The following is a 20,262-nucleotide window of genomic DNA, read 5'->3' as shown; positions in this document are numbered from 1 at the left end:
TGATATTTAATTTTAATCTTTAAAAACTTGCAATAGAATATTGCTTTCCTCCTAATCTTTTTGCATTATACATTGCTGAATCAGCAAGACTTAAAATTTTTTCTGGATCTTTACTGGTTTCCGGATATGATGCTATACCAATACTTATACTTATGTATATTTTTTCACCGTTGGGAAATTTTATCTCCATTTTTTCAAGGTTTTTTATTATTTTATTTGCAACTTTTATACTCTTTTCAAGATTCGTTTCTGGCAGGATTATTACAAATTCGTCTCCTCCAAATCTTCCTACGGTGTCTACTTTTCTACAAGATTTCTTCAAATTTTCTCCAATCTTCTTTAGTACTTCATCTCCGTATTGATGACCCAAGATGTCATTTATAATTTTGAAATTATCAAGATCGAGCACCATAACCGACAATGGTCTTGAATATCTTTTGGATCTTTCTATCTCTTTTCTAAGTTCCTCTTCAATATATCTCCTATTAAAAAGTTGGGTTAGTGGGTCAGTAATGGCTAATCGGTTTAGTTCTTCGAAGATTTTTGCTCCTTGAATGGCTGCACTAATCTGAGATCTTAAAATTTCATATATTACACCTCTCTTGGGACCATACTCCAATACCATATATCCAAAAAAGTTTTCTTGAAAATAAAGAGGTTTTACTATAAGTTCTTTTCTTTCCTTAGGATAAAGTTTTTTAGGTATTATTTCATCAAAGCTAAGTTTTATTTCTTCTCGAACATTTTCATCTCTTAAGTGGGCAAATATAAGTTTTTTCTCTTTTAGGTTTTCATCGGTGAATACAAGGTAAAAACTGTTGATATTTAACTCTGGAAGTCTTGCAGATATCCTTTCTATAATATCCTCCATTCTAAAACTTGAAAGTAGATCAGAACCAATATATCCTAAAAGTTCTATTTCTTCGTTAGTTTTGTATTGCTCATATCTTAATAACTTTTCTGAATAAGTACTTATTATTCTTTCTGCTTTCAGGATTAGAGTTTCTGCATCTTTCTTTAAATCTTTTTCTAAATATGTTTTAGTAAAGGAGTCAATTAAAAACACTATTTCTTTTAACTCTTCTGTGGTGGAGAGATTTTTTTCCAAGTACTCATGAATTTTTTCTAAAAAGATTTGTCGTTTCTCAAATAGGGAGGTAAAAAATAGATCATAAATTTTAGAGAACAACTCATAGTTTTCCTTTTTAATTTGAGAATCTTCTGTTAGAAATTCTAAAAATTTATTTTTTAGAATTTTAGCCTCAGTAATATTTACTATTTTCTTTTCCGATGGTGGAATTGCTTTATTAAAAATTTCTTCTTTATGTCCACAAGATTCTCTTATTATTAATCTTGTGGGGAGGACAATATTCTCTTTTACTTTTTCTCCTAAGATTATAGATAAGCAGATCTCTAATGCTTTTTCTCCAAGCTCGTAAAGGGGCTGGTTTACGGTAGTAAGAGAAGGGGTTATAAAATAGGATTCCTCAATATTATCAAAGCCGGTTATTGCAATATCTTCTGGAATTTTTATCTTTCTTCTTTTAAGTTCTTCTATTCCACCTATAGCCATCATGTCGTTGGAAAAGACAATTACATCTGGCTTTAACTTTCTCTCGTCCAAAAAAGTTCTTACTGCATTAATCCCAGAAAACTTTGAGAAATCCCCTTCGTAAATATGGTCATCTTTTATCTCTATATTGTTCTCTCTCATTATTTTCAAAAAGATCTCATATCTCTCTTTTGCCTCATCATTGTTTAGAGGTCCTGTTACGAAGGTAAAATTTTTGTATTTATGGTCTTTTACAAGGTGATCAAGTAGGTTAATAAAGCCCTTTGAGTTATCAATGGTAATAGAAGGAAAGTTTTCTACGGTAAGCCCAATGCTTACTGTAGGTATATCACTAAAATTTTTATAGAATCCAATAATCTTTTCTTTTGGTATGTTGTATCCAAGGACTAAACCAAGAATTATTAATCCATCAATATCTTTATAGTTTATCAACTGATATATTTTATTTCTCTGTAGGTTTTCTATATCATAATTTAGATTTCCTCCCACAAAGATGAAAAGATCAATATTATACTTTCTGGAAGTATTAATTATTCCAGAGATTACCTTTAATTGGTATTCCTCATATAAGTAGTTTACTATGACTCCAATCCTCTTTCTCAAGTTATACCCCTTTTAGAAAAGTTAACTTTCTTAACAATATTATACATCAGTTAAAAATTTTTTAAAATTCCTAAAAATTGATATAAAGTAAGAATAGTAAATCTATCTCTTATGTATAAAGCGTACTGAATTGCTTTTTTGATATCTTCCTTTTTAATACCCCAGTCCTCTGGATTTGTAGAAAATCCAATTTTATTACATGCTTTTGTTATCTCTTCTTTCTTATCAAGGAGATTTTCTGCAATGGCATATATTTTGTGCCTGTTCAGTTTTATTCTCTCTATCAGATCTTTTCTAAAAGATAGATCGTTAAATTTTTTAATCCTTTCTATGTTTTCTTTTATTATTCTCTCACTATTTTTAGGAAAGTGGGTTTTTATCTCCCCTTTCCACTGGTCTATATCTATTCTGTAAGCTAAATATTCATCAATATTATCAAGATTAAGCTCAAGAAGTTTTTCATATAGATCTATTACATAGAAGGTGGAAATGCCAACTTTTATTCCGTGAAATATCTCATAACCTAAGAATTCTAGATAATGAGCAATATGATGTTCTGCGCCCGATGCAGGTCTGGAATTACCTACAATTGCCATCAATTCTCCTGATTTTATAAGGGCTTCAAGAAGGAGTTTTTCAAAATCGGGTTTATTTATGCTTTTTACAGTATTCTCACAAGCTTTATACATCTCATTATAAACTTTCTCATTTAAAGGCTCATCTATGAGAATATTTGCTAACTTCCAATCGGAAAGAGCAGTATACTTTCCTATTAGGTCTCCAAAACCAGCCCTTTTAAGTATATCGGGAGCATTTTTTATAATCTCAAGATTGGCAAAGATCTTTTTAGGAGTTTTTGCTATTACCGTAGTTTTTATATCCTCGATTGTAAGAGCTGCAACTGAAGAAGCATAGCCATCCATAGATGGAGCTGTGGGCACAGATATAAATTTAAGCTTCATTTTATAAGCGATAAATCTTGCAATATCTGTTAGACTTCCTGCACCTATGGATACCATCATGTGATGGTGATCTACATAAAGCATTACTTTACAGATGTGTTTCTCATTTGCATGAGTATCCCTGGGCAATATTAACAGATCATAGTTAATGTTTAGTTCTTTTAGTTTGTTTTCAATTTCTTTTCCACATACTTCGTAGGTGTTTTCATCAGCAAGAAGAAAGGGTTTTTCTTTTTGAATTTTGATATAGGAGATTAATTTTGAGTAATCTTTGTCCCAAACTAACATTTTTTGTCCCCCTATAAAAATGATATAATTTTTTTCATATGGCAGAAAGTATCTTAATAAATGTGCTTGTGATAATTATAGGGCATATTGCAAAAAAAATAAAATTATTCCCTGAAGATACAGGAACGGTCCTTAGCAGACTTGTAATATATATAACCCTTCCTGCAACTGTTTTAAAAGTTTTTATTTCTTCAGCTTTGAAGCTTGATCTTTTTATAGTTCCTTTAATTTCATTCTTTTTTGGACTACTAATATTTCTCATTGGTTTTTTACTTTTAAACAATTTGGAGTTAGAAGATAGATTAAAATGGACTTTACTGATAGGAATATGTGGTTATAACGTAGGTCTTTTCTCTTATCCTTTCATTAAAAGTCTTTATGGTGATGAAGGACTTCTCTATATGGCGATGTTTGATATAGGAAATTCTTTTATTGTTTTTGGGCTTTCTTATGCTCTTTCCTTAGTGTCTGAGGATGGATGGTCCTTTAATAAAACTACTCATCTTTTAGAGAGAGTTTTTTCTTTTTTCCCTTTGCAGGTTTATATAATTTCTATTCTATTAAGTCTTTTAAAAGTTAATTTTCCAGAAATTTTTATCTCTCTTATATCTCAACTTTCTATTCCCAACTCTACTCTTGCTCTTTTTACCCTTGGTTATTTTTTAGATTTTAGGTTAAATAAAGCTGAAATAAGAGCCTTAATATATGGAACTTTAATAAGATTTATCCCAGGAATAATTTTTTCTTTGGTATTAAGATCTATATGGCATTCTTTAATGGTTAAAATTATCTCCATAGGGGTACTGCTTCCAGCACCCCTTGTAGTGGTAATTTATTCCAACGAAAAGGGTTTAAATTCAAAATTTGCCTCTTTTTATGTATCCCTTACTATACTTTTAGGTATAATTTTTCTTGTGTTGTTCAAATAAATTTTGAAAGGGGGTTAATCTTATGAAAATAGCTATTGTAGGAGCAGGAAGTATTAGGTTTTCTTTACAGATTATTGGGGATATTGCTAAAACGCCAAGATTAAATGGGACTTTAATATCCATGGTAGATGTACATGAAGAAAGGTTAAATGCCTCTTATATTCTTGCTAAAAAGTATATAGAAGAGCTTGAAGCTGACTTAAGATTTGAAAAGACAAAAAGTCTTGAAGAGGGGATTGAAGGAGCAGATTTTATTATAAATACTGCCCTTCCTTTTCCTCAAGGACACGAAGATGGATTTATAAAATATGATTTAATTACCCAAATTGGAGAAAAACATGGCTATTATAGGGGAATTGATAGTCAAGAATTAAATATGGTGTCTACTTATACTTATGGGCTTATTTCCTATTACGATTTAAAGCTTGCTCTTGATATAGCAAAAGCCATGAAAAAATATGCTCCATCTTCATGGTTACTTCAAACTGCAAATCCTGTGTTTGAGATTAGTCAGCTTTTGAACAGGTTAACTGATATAAAGGTGGTAGGTATATGTCATGGCTTTCATGGAGTATATGAAGTGTTCAATTCTTTAAGATTAGATCCGAAAGAGGTGGATTGGCAAGTTGCTGGTGTTAATCATGGGATCTTCTTGAACAGATTTTTATATAGGGGCAAAAATGCTTATCCTCTTCTTGACGAATGGATTGAAAAAGAGGCTCAAAATTGGGAACCTAAAAACCCATGGGATCTTCAAATGAGTCCTGCGGTAATAGATATGTATAAATTTTATGGGATGCTTCCTATAGGAGATACCTGTAGAAATGGTACTTGGAAATATAATTATAATCTTGAGACTAAGAAAAAGTGGTATGGAAAATTTGGGGGTATTGATAATGAGATAGAAAGACCTAAATTTCACGAAGAATTGAGGAAGGGTAGAAGAAAGATAATTGAACTCGCTAAAGAAGTGGAAAAAGATAAAAGTATAAAGCTCATGGATATATGGCCTGAGCTATTTAATAGAGATAAGTTAAGCGGTGAGCAACATGTACATTTTATAAATAGCATTACTGGCGGAGGTAATTCAAGATTAATACTAAATGTTCCTAATCGGGGTACTATCTCTGGAATTCCTGATGATGTAGTGGTGGAGATTCCTGTATGGGTAGATGAATCGGGAATAAAGCATGAAAAAATAGAGCCTGATCTTACTCATAGAATAAAAATCTTCTATTTAATACCAAGAATTTTAAGAATGGAATGGGCATTGGAGGGATTTATTTCCAAAGATGTAAAGGTTCTGGAAGAGATATTAATTAGAGATCCAAGAACTAAGTCTTATGAGCAAGTGCTTTCTGTTTTAGATGAGATCCTATCTCAGCCTTTTAATAAAGAGCTTAGAGATTACTTGAACTACTAATATTTTATTTTTGACTTATTTTTAGTAAAATTATTACTAAAAATTGAAGAATATTTTGGGGAGGTGCATATATGGGTAAATATGCTATTGGTTTAGATTATGGGACCAATTCTGTGAGGGCCCTTGTAGTAGATATAAGTAATGGAGAAGAATTAGGCACGTATGTTTATAATTATGAACATGGAGAAGATGGCGTAATTCTTGACCCTAAAAATCCTAATGTGGCAAGACAACATCCGGCAGATTATATAAAAGGTCTTGAGGTAACTATAGAAGGAGCATTAAGGGAGGCAGAGAAAAATAGTAAGGAGTTTAGTAGAAAGGATGTTATAGGGATAGGAATAGATACTACAGGAAGTACTCCTTTACCAATAGATAAGGATGGGGTTCCTCTTGCCTTTCATGAAGAATTTAAAGATAACATTAATGCTTTAGCGTGGCTTTGGAAGGATCACTCAAGTTATGAGGAAGCCGAGGAGATAACGAGACTGGCTAACGAGAAGGGATATCCTTATTTAAGGAAATACGGGGGTGTATATTCCTCAGAATGGTTCTTCTCCAAGATATTACATTGTTTAAGAGTAGATCCTAAGGTGTTTGATTCTGCATATACTTGGGTTGAGATATGTGATTATATACCAGCAGTTTTGACAGGAAAGACTAAACCTCATGAGATAAAAAGAAGTATATGTGCAGCAGGGCATAAAGCTATGTTCAATTTGGAATGGGGAGGATTGCCCAGTAAGGAATTTCTTTCTCAGTTAGATCCTAAGTTAGCAGATTTGAGGGATAGGCTATACGATAAGGCTTATACTTCTGATGTTCCTTTTGGATATATATCAGAGTATTATGCGGATAAATTTGGCTTAAATAAAGATGTAGTAGTAGCTGTAGGAGCTTTTGATGCTCACATGGGTGGAGTTGGAGCAGGAATTAAGCCTGGTGTGCTTGTGAAGGTTATAGGCACTTCTACTTGCGATATGATGGTGGTACCAAATACTGAGAAACTTCCTGACATACCTGGGCTTTGTGGAATAGTAGATGGTTCAATTCTTCCAGGATATTATGGGCTCGAGGCAGGGCAGTCTGCTGTAGGAGATATATTTAACTGGTTTGTGAAGTATTTAACTCCGAGGGAATATTTTGGAGAAGAGGGAAAAAACAAGGATTTGCATCAACTCTTAACAGAGAAGGCAGAGAAGCTAAAGACAGGAGAAAGCGGACTTCTTGCTTTGGATTGGAATAATGGAAATAGAACAGTACTTGTAGATGCAAAGTTAACTGGCCTTCTTATAGGACAAACCCTTCATACAAGACCAGAAGAGATCTACAGAGCGTTAATAGAAGCGACAGCTTTTGGAGCAAGAGTGATAATGGAAAGATTTGAAGAATATGGAGTGAAAGTCAATGAAGTTATAGCATGTGGTGGTATACCTGAAAAGAATCCTTTTATGATGCAGGTTTATGCTGATATATTAGGAAGGACAATAAAAATATCCTATTCTTCTCAAACGCCGGCTCTGGGAGCAGCTATTTTTGGAGCAGTAGCTGCGGGATATGAGAAAAGCGGGTATAGGAATGTGGAGGAAGCACAAAAGGCTATATGTAGAGTAAAGGATAAAGTATATTATCCAAGGCAAGAAGATAGTGAGATTTACAATAAACTTTATAAGTTATATAGGGAGCTTCATGATATTTTTGGAACCAAAGAAGCCTCTTATAATTTGTACCATGTGATGAAAGAATTGATTGAAATTAGAGATAAGGTTAAAGGAGTAAAGTAGTTTTTGTGATATAATCTTTCTCAATGGAGGAAATAGGAGAATATTTTGATTATTATTCATACTTAAAAGACAAGATTAATTCAGGGGGGTATGTAGGATATATGTGTTCCTATGTACCTCCCGAGATTATTTCCGCTTCAGGTTTTGAACCTCTTCCTATAATTTTTCCTCCTTTATATCCAGAAAGAACTGACGAGGTATATCCTAAATATTTCTGTCCATACATCAGAAATGTGAATGAATATATTTTAAGAAATGGTTTAAATTTGGAAAAGATCATTCTTACCGATGGTTGTGATTCCTCAAAGAGAATATATGAGTGTTGGAAAGAGTTAGGAGTTTCTAATAGTATTTATTTCTTAAGAATTCCCTTTAATAGTGATGAGAATTCTGTAAAATACTTTGCTACTGAACTTAAGGAACTTTTTAAAGACCTAAACGGTGGTATAGAAACGGAAAAGCTTGTTAAGACGATTGATTTTTACAACTCTTTAAGGGATAAGATTAGGAGAGATGGGTTAAATCCTTTATCTATATTTTCTCTTCTTACTGGAGAAGCCTATACTAACTTTGAGAATAATTATGATCATAACCCTCAGGTAAAAGTTTATTTACTCTCTTCTATGTTTCCTCTTGATTTTATTAAATACTTACATAGCTTAGGAGTTGAGGTTGCTTATATTGATTCCTGTTTTGGGGGGAATTTATTAGAAAGAGTTGAAAATTACCATAAAGATCCTTTTTATGTTATCTCCGAGTATTATCTTAAAAGAACTGCATGTGTTAGAAGTTTGGGGCAGGAAAAAAGGATTGAAAATATAAAAAGGTTGAAGGAAAATATTGATGGAGTTATTATTTATACTCTAAAATTCTGTGATCCTCTTATCTACCAATCAGCAAGATTGAGGGAGATTATTAAAACTTTGAATCTTCCAGTTCTTACAATTGAGGATGATTATACCTTAGGGAATAAAGGACAAATAAGAACAAGAGTTGAAGCTTTTGTGGAGATGATTTATGAGCGTAGAAAAGTTAGTTTATGAAAGACAAAATTTAATAAAAAATTTTGTGGGTTCTTTTCCTGTCTATTTAGGGGCAAAGATCTTCATCAACGCGAAATACAAGGAAGACAAAGTTACAAAAATCTCCTACCTGTATGCTTTAGATCTGATAAAGTACATATATGGTAAGAAGAGTAAAAAAGTTATGATAAATATTTTTACTCCCTCAGAGATATTCTATGCTTTAGATATATATCCCCTTCTTCCAGAAGTAGCATCAGGTTTTTTCTCTGCTCTTGGTTTATTAAGAAGAGCTCTTAATGAAAGCGAGGGAATTTTGGGAAATTCTGATGTATGTAGTGTACATAGAGGTATTTTGGGATTATCAAAATTAAAGGTTTTTCCTACTCCTGATTTCCTCGTAAGCTATACAAAGCCATGCTTTTCTCCCATATTTTCTTTTAGTCTCATAAAAGAATTGAATGGAGGAGAGATTTTTGTCATAGATTCTTTTGAAGATGAAGAGTATTTAGCTTCTCAAATTGAGAGGATATATTATGAACTTACTAAAAGGCTCGGGGTAAAAGATGGAATAGAAAGGCTTAAGAAAGTTATTATTTTGTCCAATGAGGCTTATAATTATTTTGAAGAAGTGAAAGAACTTAGAAGAGATTACGTAGTGATGGATGGTAAAAATTTTCTTGATTATGCTGGGATGATTTTTTCAGTTTTTGGCTCTAAGTATGGAGTTGAATTCTTTAAGACCCTAAGAGATGAGATAAAAAGTAGAATTCAAAAAGGTAAAATTATAGAACCAAAAGTAAGATTATACTGGATGCATCTTGGCCCCTATTTTAAGACAGACCTTTTTAAGTGGCTAAATGATAAAGGAGCGTACATTGTTTTTGAGGAATCTACATCGGTCTCTTGGGAAAGGCTTGATATTAATAACCCCTTTGAATCTCTTGCTAAAAAGCTAATAAATCTTAAAGCCTTCTCAAGTTTGGAGGATAGAATAAAGGTAGCATTAGAAAACGTAGAAAAATATAAAGCTCATGGGGTGATAATTTTCAATCAATGGGGATGTAGACAAGGTTCAGTACCTACTTATATAATTAGGCAAAAACTTGTAAGAGAGGGAGTTCCCTCTCTTGTAATTGATGGAGACCTAGTAGATGAACTTAATTTTCCCAAAGAGCAGATTAAAACGAGAATAGAAGCCTTTTTAGAGGTGATATCATGAAGTATTTCTTAGGAGTAGATATTGGTTCAGCTACCACAAAGGTTGTTTTGCTTTCATCCAATGGGACAAAAGATAATATTTTGGGTTATGCTATAAGAGAAACAGGTTCTGATGGGAATAAAACTGCTTTGGATCTGATTGACGATTTGCTGAAAACTCATAATATCTCTTTAAAGGATATTAACAGTATTGTGGCTACAGGTTATGGAAGGATAAAAGTGGATTTTACTGACAAATCCAAAACTGAAATATCTTGTCATGCTAAAGGTATAAATTTTTTATTTCCAGATGCAAGAACAGTGATAGATATAGGTGGACAAGATAGTAAAGTGATAAAAATTGGTAAAAATGGTGCTGTACTTGATTTTGTAATGAATGACAAGTGTGCCGCAGGGACAGGACGCTTTTTGGAGATCATGTCTAAGGTACTTCAAGTTTCTTTTGATGAATTTGGAGAAATTCATCTTAAAACCTCAGATTACGTGGATATAACTAATATTTGTACTGTTTTTGCAGAATCTGAAATAATAACCCTAATTTCTGAGGGCGTACCTAAGGAAAAAATTATAAAAGGAATTAATTATTCGGTAGCTAAAAGAGCGGTTGCTCTTGTCAAGAGGGTAGGCATAGATCAGGAGGTAGTTATGAGTGGGGGAGTAGCAAAAAATATTGGAGTTGTAAAGGCATTAGAGGAGTTAATAGGAGTAAGTATAAAAACTCCCCATGAACCCCAAATAGTTGGGGCTTTAGGAGCTGCCCTTTTTGCTAAGGAATTATCATAAATTTTTATTTAATTGGTGCAGGGCCAGTGGATTTTCTAATGACAAGGTAAGTATGGATATAGGATACTGCTTTCTCTCCCTTTTCTATGGCTCTAAGTATTAGTTCTGCTGCTTTTGTTCCTACTTCTTGTTGAGGGAATACTACTGTGGTTAAAGAAGGATTTACATAAGATGCCATCATGATATCATCAAGACCTACAATGGATATATCTTCTGGAATTCTTAATCCTTGGTTTTGAGCCTCTCTTAAAGCACCAATTGCCATCATATCGTTAGATGCGAAAACTGCAGTAGGTCTTGGGTCAAGTTTTAAAATTTTTCTCATGGCCTCTTCACCACTTCTCATTTTGAAGTCGCCCTCAAAGATTCTATCCTCGGGTAAGTCAATATGATATCTCTTAAGAGCCATCTTAAAGGCTCTGAGTCTTGCTTGGGCTGTCTCTAAATCAAGGGGTCCCGTAATTATGGCGATATCTGTATGTCCTAAATTGACAAGGTGAGTGACAGCTTCGGATATTCCTGACTGGAAATCTACTAATAACCCGCTGACATCAAGACCCTCTATATTCCTGTCAAAGACTAACACAGGAATATTATACAGTTTAAGAAGTTCTATTACTGAGTCATCCAATCTGTTAGTCATTATTATTACACCATCTACGTTTCTGTCTATGAACCTTTTTATAGATGTACATCCAAGGTCAGGGTCATAATCAGTATTGCAAAGGAAGAGACTATAACCATGTTTTAATAAGACACTCTCCACTCCTATAACCACTGCTGGATAGAAGGGATTTGTAACATCACTTATTACAAGTCCTATAGTATAAGTCTTTTTTAGCTCTCTTTCTGGAGTATAGCCAAGTTCTTGAGCAATTTTTAAAATTTTTGTCTTTGTCTCAGGATTAAGAGATCCTTTGTTATTTAATGCAAAGGATACTGCTGATACAGATACCCCAGCAGCTTTTGCAATATCTTTTAATGTGACCTTTTTCTTTATATCTTCTCTCCTCATTACTATCACCTTTTGACATTAAGAGATTAAAATTTTACTTAAAATATACAATTATTTTAATTAGTAGTCAACAGTTTAAACTTGACTTTAAAAGTAAGTAGTGTTATATTATTTAGTGAAGTTTTTACTAAAAAAATTAAGGGGGCGATAAGGAGTAAGGAGTTTTGTAAATCTTTTAAAGATCCTCTTGGGGTTTCCAAATTTTCTCAAAGGGGAGGGTTATTTATGAGAAAGTTTTTGGTTTTAGCTACCGTTTCTTTATTCCTATTATTAATTGTTGGGGGATATGCCCAAAAACAAGTAGTTTTAAATGTGTGGTCATCACCTGATAATGCTGATGCCTTGCAAGATATTGCTCAAAGGTTTATGCAAAAATATCCTAATATAAAAGTCCAGGTGACTCCTATATCTTGGGAAGTGCTCTATCCAAGGATGCTTGCTGATGTGGCGAGTGGGACCGGGGCTTTTGATGTGGCAACTTGGGACGTAATGACAGCAGGTGCTGTTGCAAAGGGGTTTGTAGATTTGGAGGAATTTAGAAAACAGAATCCGGATCTTGTGGATCCTAATTGGGACATGAAAGATTTTGACCCCACTATATGGCATATAGCTGGTATATGGGCAGGAAAGAATATAGGTATACCTTTTTATTGCAATACCATGCTCTTCTATTATCGTAAAGATCTCTTCAGCGATTCTAAGTTAAAAGCCGAATTTAAAAAGATGTTTGGAAAAGACTTAAGGGTACCAAGAACCTGGGAAGAAACTGTAGAGGTTGCAAAATTCTTTACGAAGAAATATAATCCAAACTCTCCTACAGAATATGGTATAGCTTTAATGTTCCCAAGGACCCATACATTATTCTATATGTACCTATTGTATTTTGCTCCATATAGAAGAAGCCAAGAAGGTTTGAAGAAATGGGGTCCTGTAGATCTCGATTATGGAGATTATTTCACCTCTGATAAAAAGCCAGCTTTTAATTCTCCCGAGGGAGTAAAAGCTCTTGAGACTATGAAAGCTTTAATGCCTTATAGCCCTGATCCTCTTGGATCTGACTATGGTGAAACATTAGAATACTTTGCAAGAGGAACAGTAGCAATGGTTCCTCAATGGACTGGAGTATGGGCGACTTTTAAGACTTCTTCTGCTCTACAGCCCATTGATAAAAAAGTAGGTGTTGCGGTAATGCCTGGTGGACATTCTGTAAGTGGTAATTGGGCTTTAGGACTTAACGTTGCAAGTAAGAATAAGAGAGAGGCATTTATGTTTATACAATTTGCGACAAATAAAGAAAATGATAAAATCAAATTTATTAAATATGGAGTTGCCCCTTCAAGACTTTCAACAGTAAGAGATCCAGAAGTAAGAAAGGCAGACCCAAGGGTTTCAGTATTCTTACAAACTATAAAGACCCAATCTCATAGACCCAGAATTCCAGAAGAACCAAAGCTTGAAGATGTTACTATTGGTTTCTTCTCTGAGATTTTGATGGGTAAGAGACCTAATACAGTAGATGAACTAAATAAATTAGCTGATCAATGGATGAACATTCTCTCTGGGAAGTAATAAATTTAGGGGAGCGCAATGCTCCCCTTCTAATTATTAAAAAAATAAGAAATAGGGGGAAATTTGATGGATAAAGGAACAAGACGAACGGCAATATTTATGGTTATGCCGCTTGTGTTTGTATTTTTATTACTTACGATTTTCCCCTTTATCTATATGATAGTTATCTCTTTTATGCATTATAATTTGGCAGAATGGAAAGCCCCTTACTTTGTAGGATTAGAAAATTATGTTAAAGCTTTTAGGGATGAGGGTGTTCATTCTACTTTGGAATTTACCTTTTTACTTGTGTTATTAGCTTTACCTATTGAAATTATTTTAGGAGGATTTATTGCTTTATTTATACAGAATTTAGTTGGAGAAAAAGTTGTAAGAAGTTCCTTACTTTTACCTATGATGATCCCTGCAGTAGTTGTAGGAGTCATATGGAAAATGCTTTTTAATTATGAGTATGGTCCAGTAAATTATCTATTAAGTTTATTTGGAGTAAACAAAATTGCTTGGTTTGGAGATCCTTTTTTTGCAAGGATTGCTGTAGTTATAATGGATGTATGGCAATGGACTCCTTTCATTTTTCTGGTATTATATGCGGGATTACAAACGGTTCCTACAGATCTAATTGAAGCTGCAAAAGTTGATGGTGGAAACAGATGGGTTATTTTTAAGTATATTGAGTTTCCATTTTTGAGACCCCTTTTTTGGATATTAATAATCCTAAGACTAATAGATATCTTAAGAATGTTTGATATCGTTTATATGACAAGCTTTGGGGGTCCGGGTTATGCTACTCATACCCTTAGTTTCTATATATATAAGGTAGGAATATCTTTCGGATGGGATGTGGGATATGCTTCAGCCTTAAGTATTTTACTCCTTATCTTAGTAACAATTCTAACAAATATACTTATAAGGACAATGAGACTTTGGGAGTATTTGGAGTTATAGGGGGATTAAAATTATGAAATATTTGTTTTATTCTCTTAAATGGCTAATTCTTTTAGTTATACTTGTCTTTTTCCTTTTTCCAGTTTATTGGCTTGTTATAACTGCTTTTAAACCTGCCAGTGATTGGTTTAAATGGCCTCCCATGATCTTTCCAAGAACTTTGACCTTAGAGAATTTTACAGGTGGTGGAAGTTTTTATGGAAGTACAACCACTTCTATTGAAAATATAACACCTTATCTTAGAAATAGTACTGCTATATCTTTAATAACTTCCATCCTTGCTGTTATCATCTCTGCTTTAGCTGCTTATTCCATATCAAGGTTTAAAACTGGAGGTAGAAAATTTGCTAATTGGATAATTTCTGTAAGAATGTTGCCTCCAATTGCCTCTGCGCTGCCCTTATATATTCTGTTTAAAAATTTAAAATTGCTTGATACGTGGACTGCTCTTATAATGGTATATCTTGTATTCACTATTCCTTTTAGCACTTGGGTATTGATTTCTTTTTTTAATGGAATACCAAAGGAACTTGATGAGGCAGCATATATAGATGGCGCTTCATCCTTAAGTACATTCTTTCATGTGGTTTTACCTCTTAGCGCTCCAGGCCTTGCTGCGATGATGACTTTAAGTTTTGTTACCTGCTGGGGAGAGTTTCTCCTTGCTTTAATCCTAACAAGTACGGCAAATTCTCAAACTCTTCCTGTTTATCTTGGAAGATATATTACAGGTTGGAGAATAGCTTGGGGACCGTTGGCAGCTGCAGGTATAGTTACCATGCTACCGGCAGTGATCTTCTCTTTTACCATGCAAAGATATTTATTGCGTGGTTTAACTTTTGGTGCAGTGAAATATTAATAACAAGATTTTAGGGCAACTATTTGTAAAGTTATAGTTTAGAAAAAACTGGAAACCTTTCCAGTATAGTAATTAAGAGGTAAGGAGGAATGATAAATGGCAATATTTAAAAAAATATTTATTTTACTTATGATTGGAGGGATTTTTATAATGGGAATATCTTCTGCTAAATCTACTGTTAAATTTATTGAGATTGATGCTTCTAAGAGATTAGGGAAAATTATACATGGGGCTATAGGTGGCCATTATGCTCTATCGGAACCTGATGTTCCTTCTATACTTGTTCTATCTTCGTTAAAAATTTATACTGTTAACCAAAAGCCACCCTATGGGATGCAACATCCAGGAGCTGATGCTTTGAGGGTTGCTGAAACTTTCTTTAAAGCAGGAGGAAAATTTTTACAGGTTTATTTGCAGGATATCTATGCTAATTGGCCCTACGAAAAGGGATCTGATATTGATAATGATGGTATTCCTGATGATTTTCTCCAAAAAGTTGAGAGTATAGTTAAAAATATTAAAAATACCGTGTATGCGTCGAAAATAGTTTATGTACCCTTTAATGAACCTGATGCTATATGGTATAACAATGACTCCATTTGGAGAGGAGATATAAATAATTCTACGTTTTTGAAAGCTTGGAAGAAAATATATGATTTCATAAAGGGTATAGATAAAGGAGCTGTAATTGCTGGCCCTAACTTGGCTATTTATAAGGCTGATTTTATGAAAAATTTTATGACTTTTTGTAAGGAAAATAATTGTATACCAGATATAATCACCTGGCATGAGCTGAATAATAGATTTTATGGATTTTATGAGAAGAATTATCAAAATTATAGAGAAATAGAAAAAAGTCTAAATATAGAGCCAAGACATATAAGTATTAATGAATATGGTACTTTTAGTGACCTCTCAGTACCAGGGAAATTAGTACAGTGGATCTCAAGATTTGAAAGGACTGGAGTTTCTGCATGCCTTGCATATTGGCATACAGCTGGAAATTTTGATGATTTAGTGGTAGATAATAACTCACCTAATGGGGGGTGGTGGGTATATAAATGGTACTCAGATATGGACGGAGAACTGTTAGAAACAAAAGTTCCATATCCTAATTTGGAGGATTTGTCAGCTCTCTCAGTTTTAAATGAGAAGAACAAGATGCTATGGGTTCTTTTTGGGGGTGATGATACAGATATAGAAGTGAACATATCAAATTTACCTGATGATTTTATTGGGAAGGTATTTGTCAAAGTTTACAAAGCAGATTGGTCGGGATATGATGGTGCCTTATTTAAGCCATCTGTTATTTTAGAAGAAATAAGAAATGTAGAAAATGCTTTCTTAAAAATTTCTATTCCCAGGATAAATAAAACATCAGCCTACTTTTTAATTATGCAAAAAACCGAAAAGGACAAGATATATAGAGAAAATTTTAAATCAGCTCAATTATCCTACGAGGCTGAATTAGCAAAAATTAGTAATGCTAAAGTTTTTGATGATGGAACAGAGACAAATCCTAATAACAATATGTATTCTAATGGGAAAGGGGTGTTATTGGAAAATACAAATAGCTCTTTAATTTTTGAAGTTGATTTACCTTACGATGGGACATATATGTTTGATATCTTCTATTCCAATGGAAATAGACAAAATAATAGTGGCTTAATAGTTGATGGGTATATGAAAATAGACGATGGTAAATATACTAAGATTAGTCTGAATCCTACAACAAATTGGAGGTTTGTTGGAAAACATACCGGATTTATTTATTTTAAGAGAGGAAAGCATAAGATAATAATATCAAGAAATGATGGAAAAAATGTGTCTCTACATCCTTTTGATCTGGATAAAATTTCATTTACTTATGTAACCTCGGAAAAAGTCCATGAAGATGTGAATCCTCAAATATATGAGGCGGAGGAAGCAAGGTTAGATGATGGGCTAAGTTTGTATTATTCCAAAGCATGTTCTGGGGCAAGCCTGGTTTCAGGAATTGGTTCGGATAAGAAGATTAAATTTGTAGTAAGTGTTGATGAAGATGCCTATTACTTAATAAGTATAGCTTATTCTACTTATGGCAAAGATTATATAAAGATGAAACTTACCCTTAATTATGGCCCCTACAAGATATTAAATCTTCCCTATACAGAAAGTATTGATAAAGACTTTATTACTAATCAAGTTATGTTCTTGCAAAGGGGAATAAATATATTAGAAATTAGTGGGGTAGATAAAAGTAAGTTCTGTTTAGATTATATTGAGATTAGAAAAACTCATAATTACGATCATTTTATCAGAAAAATTGAAGCAGAGGACAAACAAAACATAATAAGTGGTAGGGTTAAAATATTTAATTCTTCCTACGCTTCTTCGGGAGGACATGTGGGAGAGATAGGAATGGGTGATGAAAATTACCTAAAAATTTTCCTTCCCAATATTGTTGAAGATGGATATTATGCAATAGTGGTGCATTATTCCAATGGAGAGATTTTAGGTACTCATCAATATAATGTGAATGTGATAGATAGATGTGCTTTATTTGAGCTTGATGATAGAGAATTAGGAGAATTCTATTTTAGAAATACTAATGGCTTTGAAACCTTTAAAACAAAAGTAATCTATACGAAACTGGAAGTGGGAAATAATTTTATAAAAATTTACAATCCTCACAAGATAAGTTCTCCTGCCCTTCCTTCACCTTGGGCGCCAAACATTGATAAGATTTCCGTATGTCCAGTTTTTATTGAATAAAATAAGGAGGTGTAAAAGAATGAATAAAAGATTGCTGATAATCTTTTTTATAATTTTCTTAGTGATGCCATTTATTTTAGAAGGGAATGATGAAACTACTGATGTTTTAGAAATAGATCTATCTAAGAAAGGAATTGAGATAAGCCCAAATTTGTATGGAATATTTTTTGAAGATATTAACTATGCAGGAGATGGTGGACTTTATGCAGAACTAATTCAAAATAGATCTTTTGAATTTCCTGATCCTATGTATAGCTGGTCAATAAATGTTATGGGAAAAGATAAGGCAGGTTATGTTATAGAAAAGAAGGATCCTGTTTCTACGAAAAATCCCAATTATTTACGAATTGTTATTAGTTCTTTAGATAAAGGAGTATTGCTTTCAAATCAAGGTTATCAAGGTATTTCTTTAAAAAAAGGAGAATATTACATTGTGACCCTTTATGCTCGTTCTCCCGATGGTAGCATTAAGAATATAAATTTTGAAGTCTCTAATAGAAAAGGAAATGTTGCTTTTAAGGATTTTATTTCTGATATAGATAGAAAATGGAAAAAATTTGAGAAAGTAATAATGTGTAATCAAGATATTGATGATGGAAGATTTGTAATTTTGATTAAGGAAAAAGGTACTGTTGATTTGGATTTTATATCTCTTTTTCCTCAAAACACCTGGAAAGAGCGCAAAAATGGATTAAGGTTTGATTTGGTAAAATGGCTTTATGATTTGAAGCCATCTTTTATGAGATTCCCAGGGGGATGTCTTGTTCAAGGTAGAAACATGAATGAAGCTTATAGGTGGAAGTTTACCATTGGTGATCCGTTAGAAAGACCAACCATACCCAATTTTTGGGGATACTATCAAAGTCTTGGACTGGGTTTTTATGAATATTTTCTATTATGTGAAGATCTTGGAGCTGAACCTATTCCTGTAATTAACTGTGGTATGTCTTTTCAAGGTGGTAGCTATACAGATATGGTTCCTTTAGACAAACTGGATGAATATATTCAAGATGCATTGGATTTAATAGAATTTGCAAATGGTTCGGTAGATACTAAGTGGGGATCTATAAGAGCTAAACTTGGACATCCGGAGCCTTTTAATCTGAAATATATTGAAATTGGAAATGAGCAATGGGGGCCTGAATATTATGTACGTTATGAGAAATTTTATGACGCTATAAAGAAAAAATATCCTTATATAAAAGTTATATTTGGAGTAGGGCCTTCTCCCAGTGGAAAAATTTTCGATGATGGTTGGAATTGGGTGAAGAAGACAGGAAAAGCTGATCTTGTAGACGAACATTACTATATGTCTCCAGAATGGTTTTTGAACAATGTAGATCGTTATTCTACATACGATAGGAAAGGCCCTAAGGTTTATGTAGGAGAGTATGCTGCTCATGGGGTAGGGAGAAGAAATAATTTAGAAGCAGCCCTTTCTGAAGCTGCATATTTATTAAATATTGAGAAGTATTCAGATATAGTTTCTATGATTTCTTATGCTCCTTTATTTGGGAAGGAAGGAGCAAGCCAGTGGCAGCCCAATTTGATATGGTTTAATAATAGATCTTCCTATGCTACTCCCAGTTATTACGTGCTTAAGATCTTGAATGAGAACAAAGGGAAATACGTATTGCCTTTTAAGTTGCTCACCTTAAAAGACAAAGCTGATGAAGTAATATCTGGAATGATAGGTTTAGGATCTTGGCAAACTTCTGTGGAATATAAGGATTTAAGAGTTATAAGTAATATTACGGGAGAAGTACTCTACAAAGATAATTTCATTGATACTTTGAAAAATTGGACTATTGCGAGGGGCATATGGACGATAAAAAATGGTGTTTTTTCCCAGTCTACTCTCTCGGAGAATTGTTTTGCTTTAACAGGAGATGTTAATTGGAGTAATTACACAATACAAGTCAAGGCGAGAAAAATTTCTGGGAGAGAAGGTTTTTTAATAATGTTTGGAGTTAAAAATTCAGACAATTTTTATTGGTGGAATATAGGAGGGTGGGGTAATTCTTATACCGCTATTGAAAAAGCGGTAGGAGGAATAAAAAGCATTATCGGAAACTCTGCCAATGTAAGGGTAGAAGAAAACAGATGGTATGACATTAAGATTGAAGTAAATGGTAATAGAATTCGTTGTTACTTAGACGGGGTTTTAATTCACGATGTGGAGGATAGGGTTGTGAGGCAAGACATTTATAGTAATGTTACAGAAGACGAAAATGGAGATATACTTATCAAAGTTGTTAATATCTCTAATAAAAACAAAAGATTTAGTATTGTGATTAAGGGGTTGGAAAATCTTAGGTTAGAAGAAGAGGCAAGAGTTATAACTTTAACTTCAGATAGTTTGAAGGATGAAAACTCATTTATAGCTCCCAACAAAATCTCTCCTCAATATACAAATATATCTGGAGTAGACAAAAATTTTGTGTATGTTTTTCCTAGGTATTCACTAACGGTGTTAAGACTAAAGAAAAGATAAATAACCTTAGGGGCAGGAGAGTTATTTAGGACTCTCCT

14 protein-coding genes are annotated in these 20,262 nt (G+C 33.2%); 11 read left to right on the top strand and 3 right to left on the bottom strand.

Features of this window, described 5'->3' with window-relative positions:
* Positions 1-19: 19 nt before the first annotated feature.
* Both DTUR_RS09050 and DTUR_RS09045 read right to left on the bottom strand, forming a co-directional pair.
* The gene (locus DTUR_RS09050) at positions 20-2,176 is read right to left on the bottom strand and encodes a diguanylate cyclase (protein ID WP_012584099.1); all 2,157 of its coding nucleotides are present in this window, start codon (positions 2,174-2,176) and stop codon (positions 20-22) included.
* 50 nt (positions 2,177-2,226) lie between these two features.
* Positions 2,227-3,426: an iron-containing alcohol dehydrogenase gene (locus tag DTUR_RS09045; protein ID WP_012584098.1), complete on the bottom strand. Its 1,200-nt coding sequence runs from the start codon at positions 3,424-3,426 to the stop codon at positions 2,227-2,229.
* A gap of 38 nt (positions 3,427-3,464) precedes the next feature.
* Here DTUR_RS09045 and DTUR_RS09040 point away from each other — a divergent pair, with 38 nt between their 5' ends.
* The 6 genes from DTUR_RS09040 (at position 3,465) to DTUR_RS09015 (ending at position 10,588) form a co-directional block, all read left to right on the top strand.
* On the top strand, positions 3,465-4,355 hold the full coding sequence (locus tag DTUR_RS09040) for an AEC family transporter (protein WP_012584097.1): 891 nt from the start codon (positions 3,465-3,467) through the stop codon (positions 4,353-4,355).
* A gap of 22 nt (positions 4,356-4,377) precedes the next feature.
* Entirely contained in the window at positions 4,378-5,778 is a 1,401-nt protein-coding gene (gene aglA / locus DTUR_RS09035; protein WP_012584096.1) for an alpha-glucosidase AglA, read from the top strand.
* 71 nt (positions 5,779-5,849) lie between these two features.
* Complete coding sequence (locus DTUR_RS09030) at positions 5,850-7,562, top strand: ribulokinase (protein WP_012584095.1); 1,713 nt, start codon at positions 5,850-5,852, stop codon at positions 7,560-7,562.
* A gap of 23 nt (positions 7,563-7,585) precedes the next feature.
* Positions 7,586-8,605, top strand: a complete 1,020-nt coding sequence (locus tag DTUR_RS09025; RefSeq protein WP_012584094.1) for a 2-hydroxyacyl-CoA dehydratase subunit D — start codon at positions 7,586-7,588, stop codon at positions 8,603-8,605.
* Positions 8,580-9,806 carry a 2-hydroxyacyl-CoA dehydratase family protein gene (locus DTUR_RS09020; RefSeq protein WP_012584093.1) on the top strand — a complete coding sequence of 409 codons (1,227 nt, stop codon included), beginning with the start codon at positions 8,580-8,582 and terminating at the stop codon, positions 9,804-9,806. Before DTUR_RS09025 ends, DTUR_RS09020 begins: the two co-directional genes overlap by 26 nt.
* Positions 9,803-10,588, top strand: a complete 786-nt coding sequence (locus DTUR_RS09015; RefSeq protein WP_012584092.1) for an acyl-CoA dehydratase activase — start codon at positions 9,803-9,805, stop codon at positions 10,586-10,588. The genes DTUR_RS09020 and DTUR_RS09015 overlap by 4 nt, the downstream gene beginning before the upstream one ends.
* Before the next feature lie 4 nt (positions 10,589-10,592).
* Here the strand turns inward: DTUR_RS09015 and DTUR_RS09010 are convergent, their stop codons facing one another.
* Positions 10,593-11,603, bottom strand: a complete 1,011-nt coding sequence (locus DTUR_RS09010; protein ID WP_012584091.1) for a LacI family DNA-binding transcriptional regulator — start codon at positions 11,601-11,603, stop codon at positions 10,593-10,595.
* 225 nt (positions 11,604-11,828) lie between these two features.
* On the opposite strand from DTUR_RS09010, the gene DTUR_RS09005 reads away from it, so the two are divergent.
* The 5 genes from DTUR_RS09005 to DTUR_RS08985 all read left to right on the top strand — a co-directional run bounded on the left by DTUR_RS09005 (position 11,829) and on the right by DTUR_RS08985 (position 20,224).
* Positions 11,829-13,172: an ABC transporter substrate-binding protein gene (locus tag DTUR_RS09005; RefSeq protein ID WP_012584090.1), complete on the top strand. Its 1,344-nt coding sequence runs from the start codon at positions 11,829-11,831 to the stop codon at positions 13,170-13,172.
* A gap of 66 nt (positions 13,173-13,238) precedes the next feature.
* Positions 13,239-14,117 (top strand): carbohydrate ABC transporter permease, encoded by an 879-nt coding sequence (locus DTUR_RS09000; protein WP_012584089.1) that lies wholly within the window; start codon positions 13,239-13,241, stop codon positions 14,115-14,117.
* Between the two features lie 13 nt (positions 14,118-14,130).
* Positions 14,131-14,976: a carbohydrate ABC transporter permease gene (locus tag DTUR_RS08995; protein WP_012584088.1), complete on the top strand. Its 846-nt coding sequence runs from the start codon at positions 14,131-14,133 to the stop codon at positions 14,974-14,976.
* Between the two features lie 96 nt (positions 14,977-15,072).
* Positions 15,073-17,730, top strand: a complete 2,658-nt coding sequence (locus DTUR_RS08990) for a carbohydrate-binding protein (protein WP_012584087.1) — start codon at positions 15,073-15,075, stop codon at positions 17,728-17,730.
* A 19-nt stretch (positions 17,731-17,749) separates the two neighbouring features.
* Positions 17,750-20,224 carry an alpha-L-arabinofuranosidase C-terminal domain-containing protein gene (locus DTUR_RS08985; protein ID WP_012584086.1) on the top strand — a complete coding sequence of 825 codons (2,475 nt, stop codon included), beginning with the start codon at positions 17,750-17,752 and terminating at the stop codon, positions 20,222-20,224.
* Positions 20,225-20,262 lie beyond the last annotated feature (38 nt).

Origin of the sequence: Dictyoglomus turgidum DSM 6724 (assembly GCF_000021645.1) — a bacterium.
GTDB classification, from domain to species: Bacteria; Dictyoglomota; Dictyoglomia; order Dictyoglomales; family Dictyoglomaceae; genus Dictyoglomus; species Dictyoglomus turgidum.
Note: the sequence above shows the minus strand (reverse complement) of the source record. Positions and strands in the feature narration are given on the sequence as shown.

Coding starts and splice junctions, on each gene's coding strand:
- DTUR_RS09045 (WP_012584098.1), bottom strand. CDS start 3,426: ATGTTAGTTTGGGACAAAGATTACTCAAAATTAATCTCCTATATCAAA.
- DTUR_RS09040 (WP_012584097.1), top strand. CDS start 3,465: ATGGCAGAAAGTATCTTAATAAATGTGCTTGTGATAATTATAGGGCAT.
- aglA (WP_012584096.1), top strand. CDS start 4,378: ATGAAAATAGCTATTGTAGGAGCAGGAAGTATTAGGTTTTCTTTACAG.
- DTUR_RS09030 (WP_012584095.1), top strand. CDS start 5,850: ATGGGTAAATATGCTATTGGTTTAGATTATGGGACCAATTCTGTGAGG.
- DTUR_RS09025 (WP_012584094.1), top strand. CDS start 7,586: ATGGAGGAAATAGGAGAATATTTTGATTATTATTCATACTTAAAAGAC.
- DTUR_RS09020 (WP_012584093.1), top strand. CDS start 8,580: ATGAGCGTAGAAAAGTTAGTTTATGAAAGACAAAATTTAATAAAAAAT.
- DTUR_RS09015 (WP_012584092.1), top strand. CDS start 9,803: ATGAAGTATTTCTTAGGAGTAGATATTGGTTCAGCTACCACAAAGGTT.
- DTUR_RS09010 (WP_012584091.1), bottom strand. CDS start 11,603: ATGAGGAGAGAAGATATAAAGAAAAAGGTCACATTAAAAGATATTGCA.
- DTUR_RS09005 (WP_012584090.1), top strand. CDS start 11,829: ATGAGAAAGTTTTTGGTTTTAGCTACCGTTTCTTTATTCCTATTATTA.
- DTUR_RS09000 (WP_012584089.1), top strand. CDS start 13,239: ATGGATAAAGGAACAAGACGAACGGCAATATTTATGGTTATGCCGCTT.
- DTUR_RS08995 (WP_012584088.1), top strand. CDS start 14,131: ATGAAATATTTGTTTTATTCTCTTAAATGGCTAATTCTTTTAGTTATA.
- DTUR_RS08990 (WP_012584087.1), top strand. CDS start 15,073: ATGGCAATATTTAAAAAAATATTTATTTTACTTATGATTGGAGGGATT.
- DTUR_RS08985 (WP_012584086.1), top strand. CDS start 17,750: ATGAATAAAAGATTGCTGATAATCTTTTTTATAATTTTCTTAGTGATG.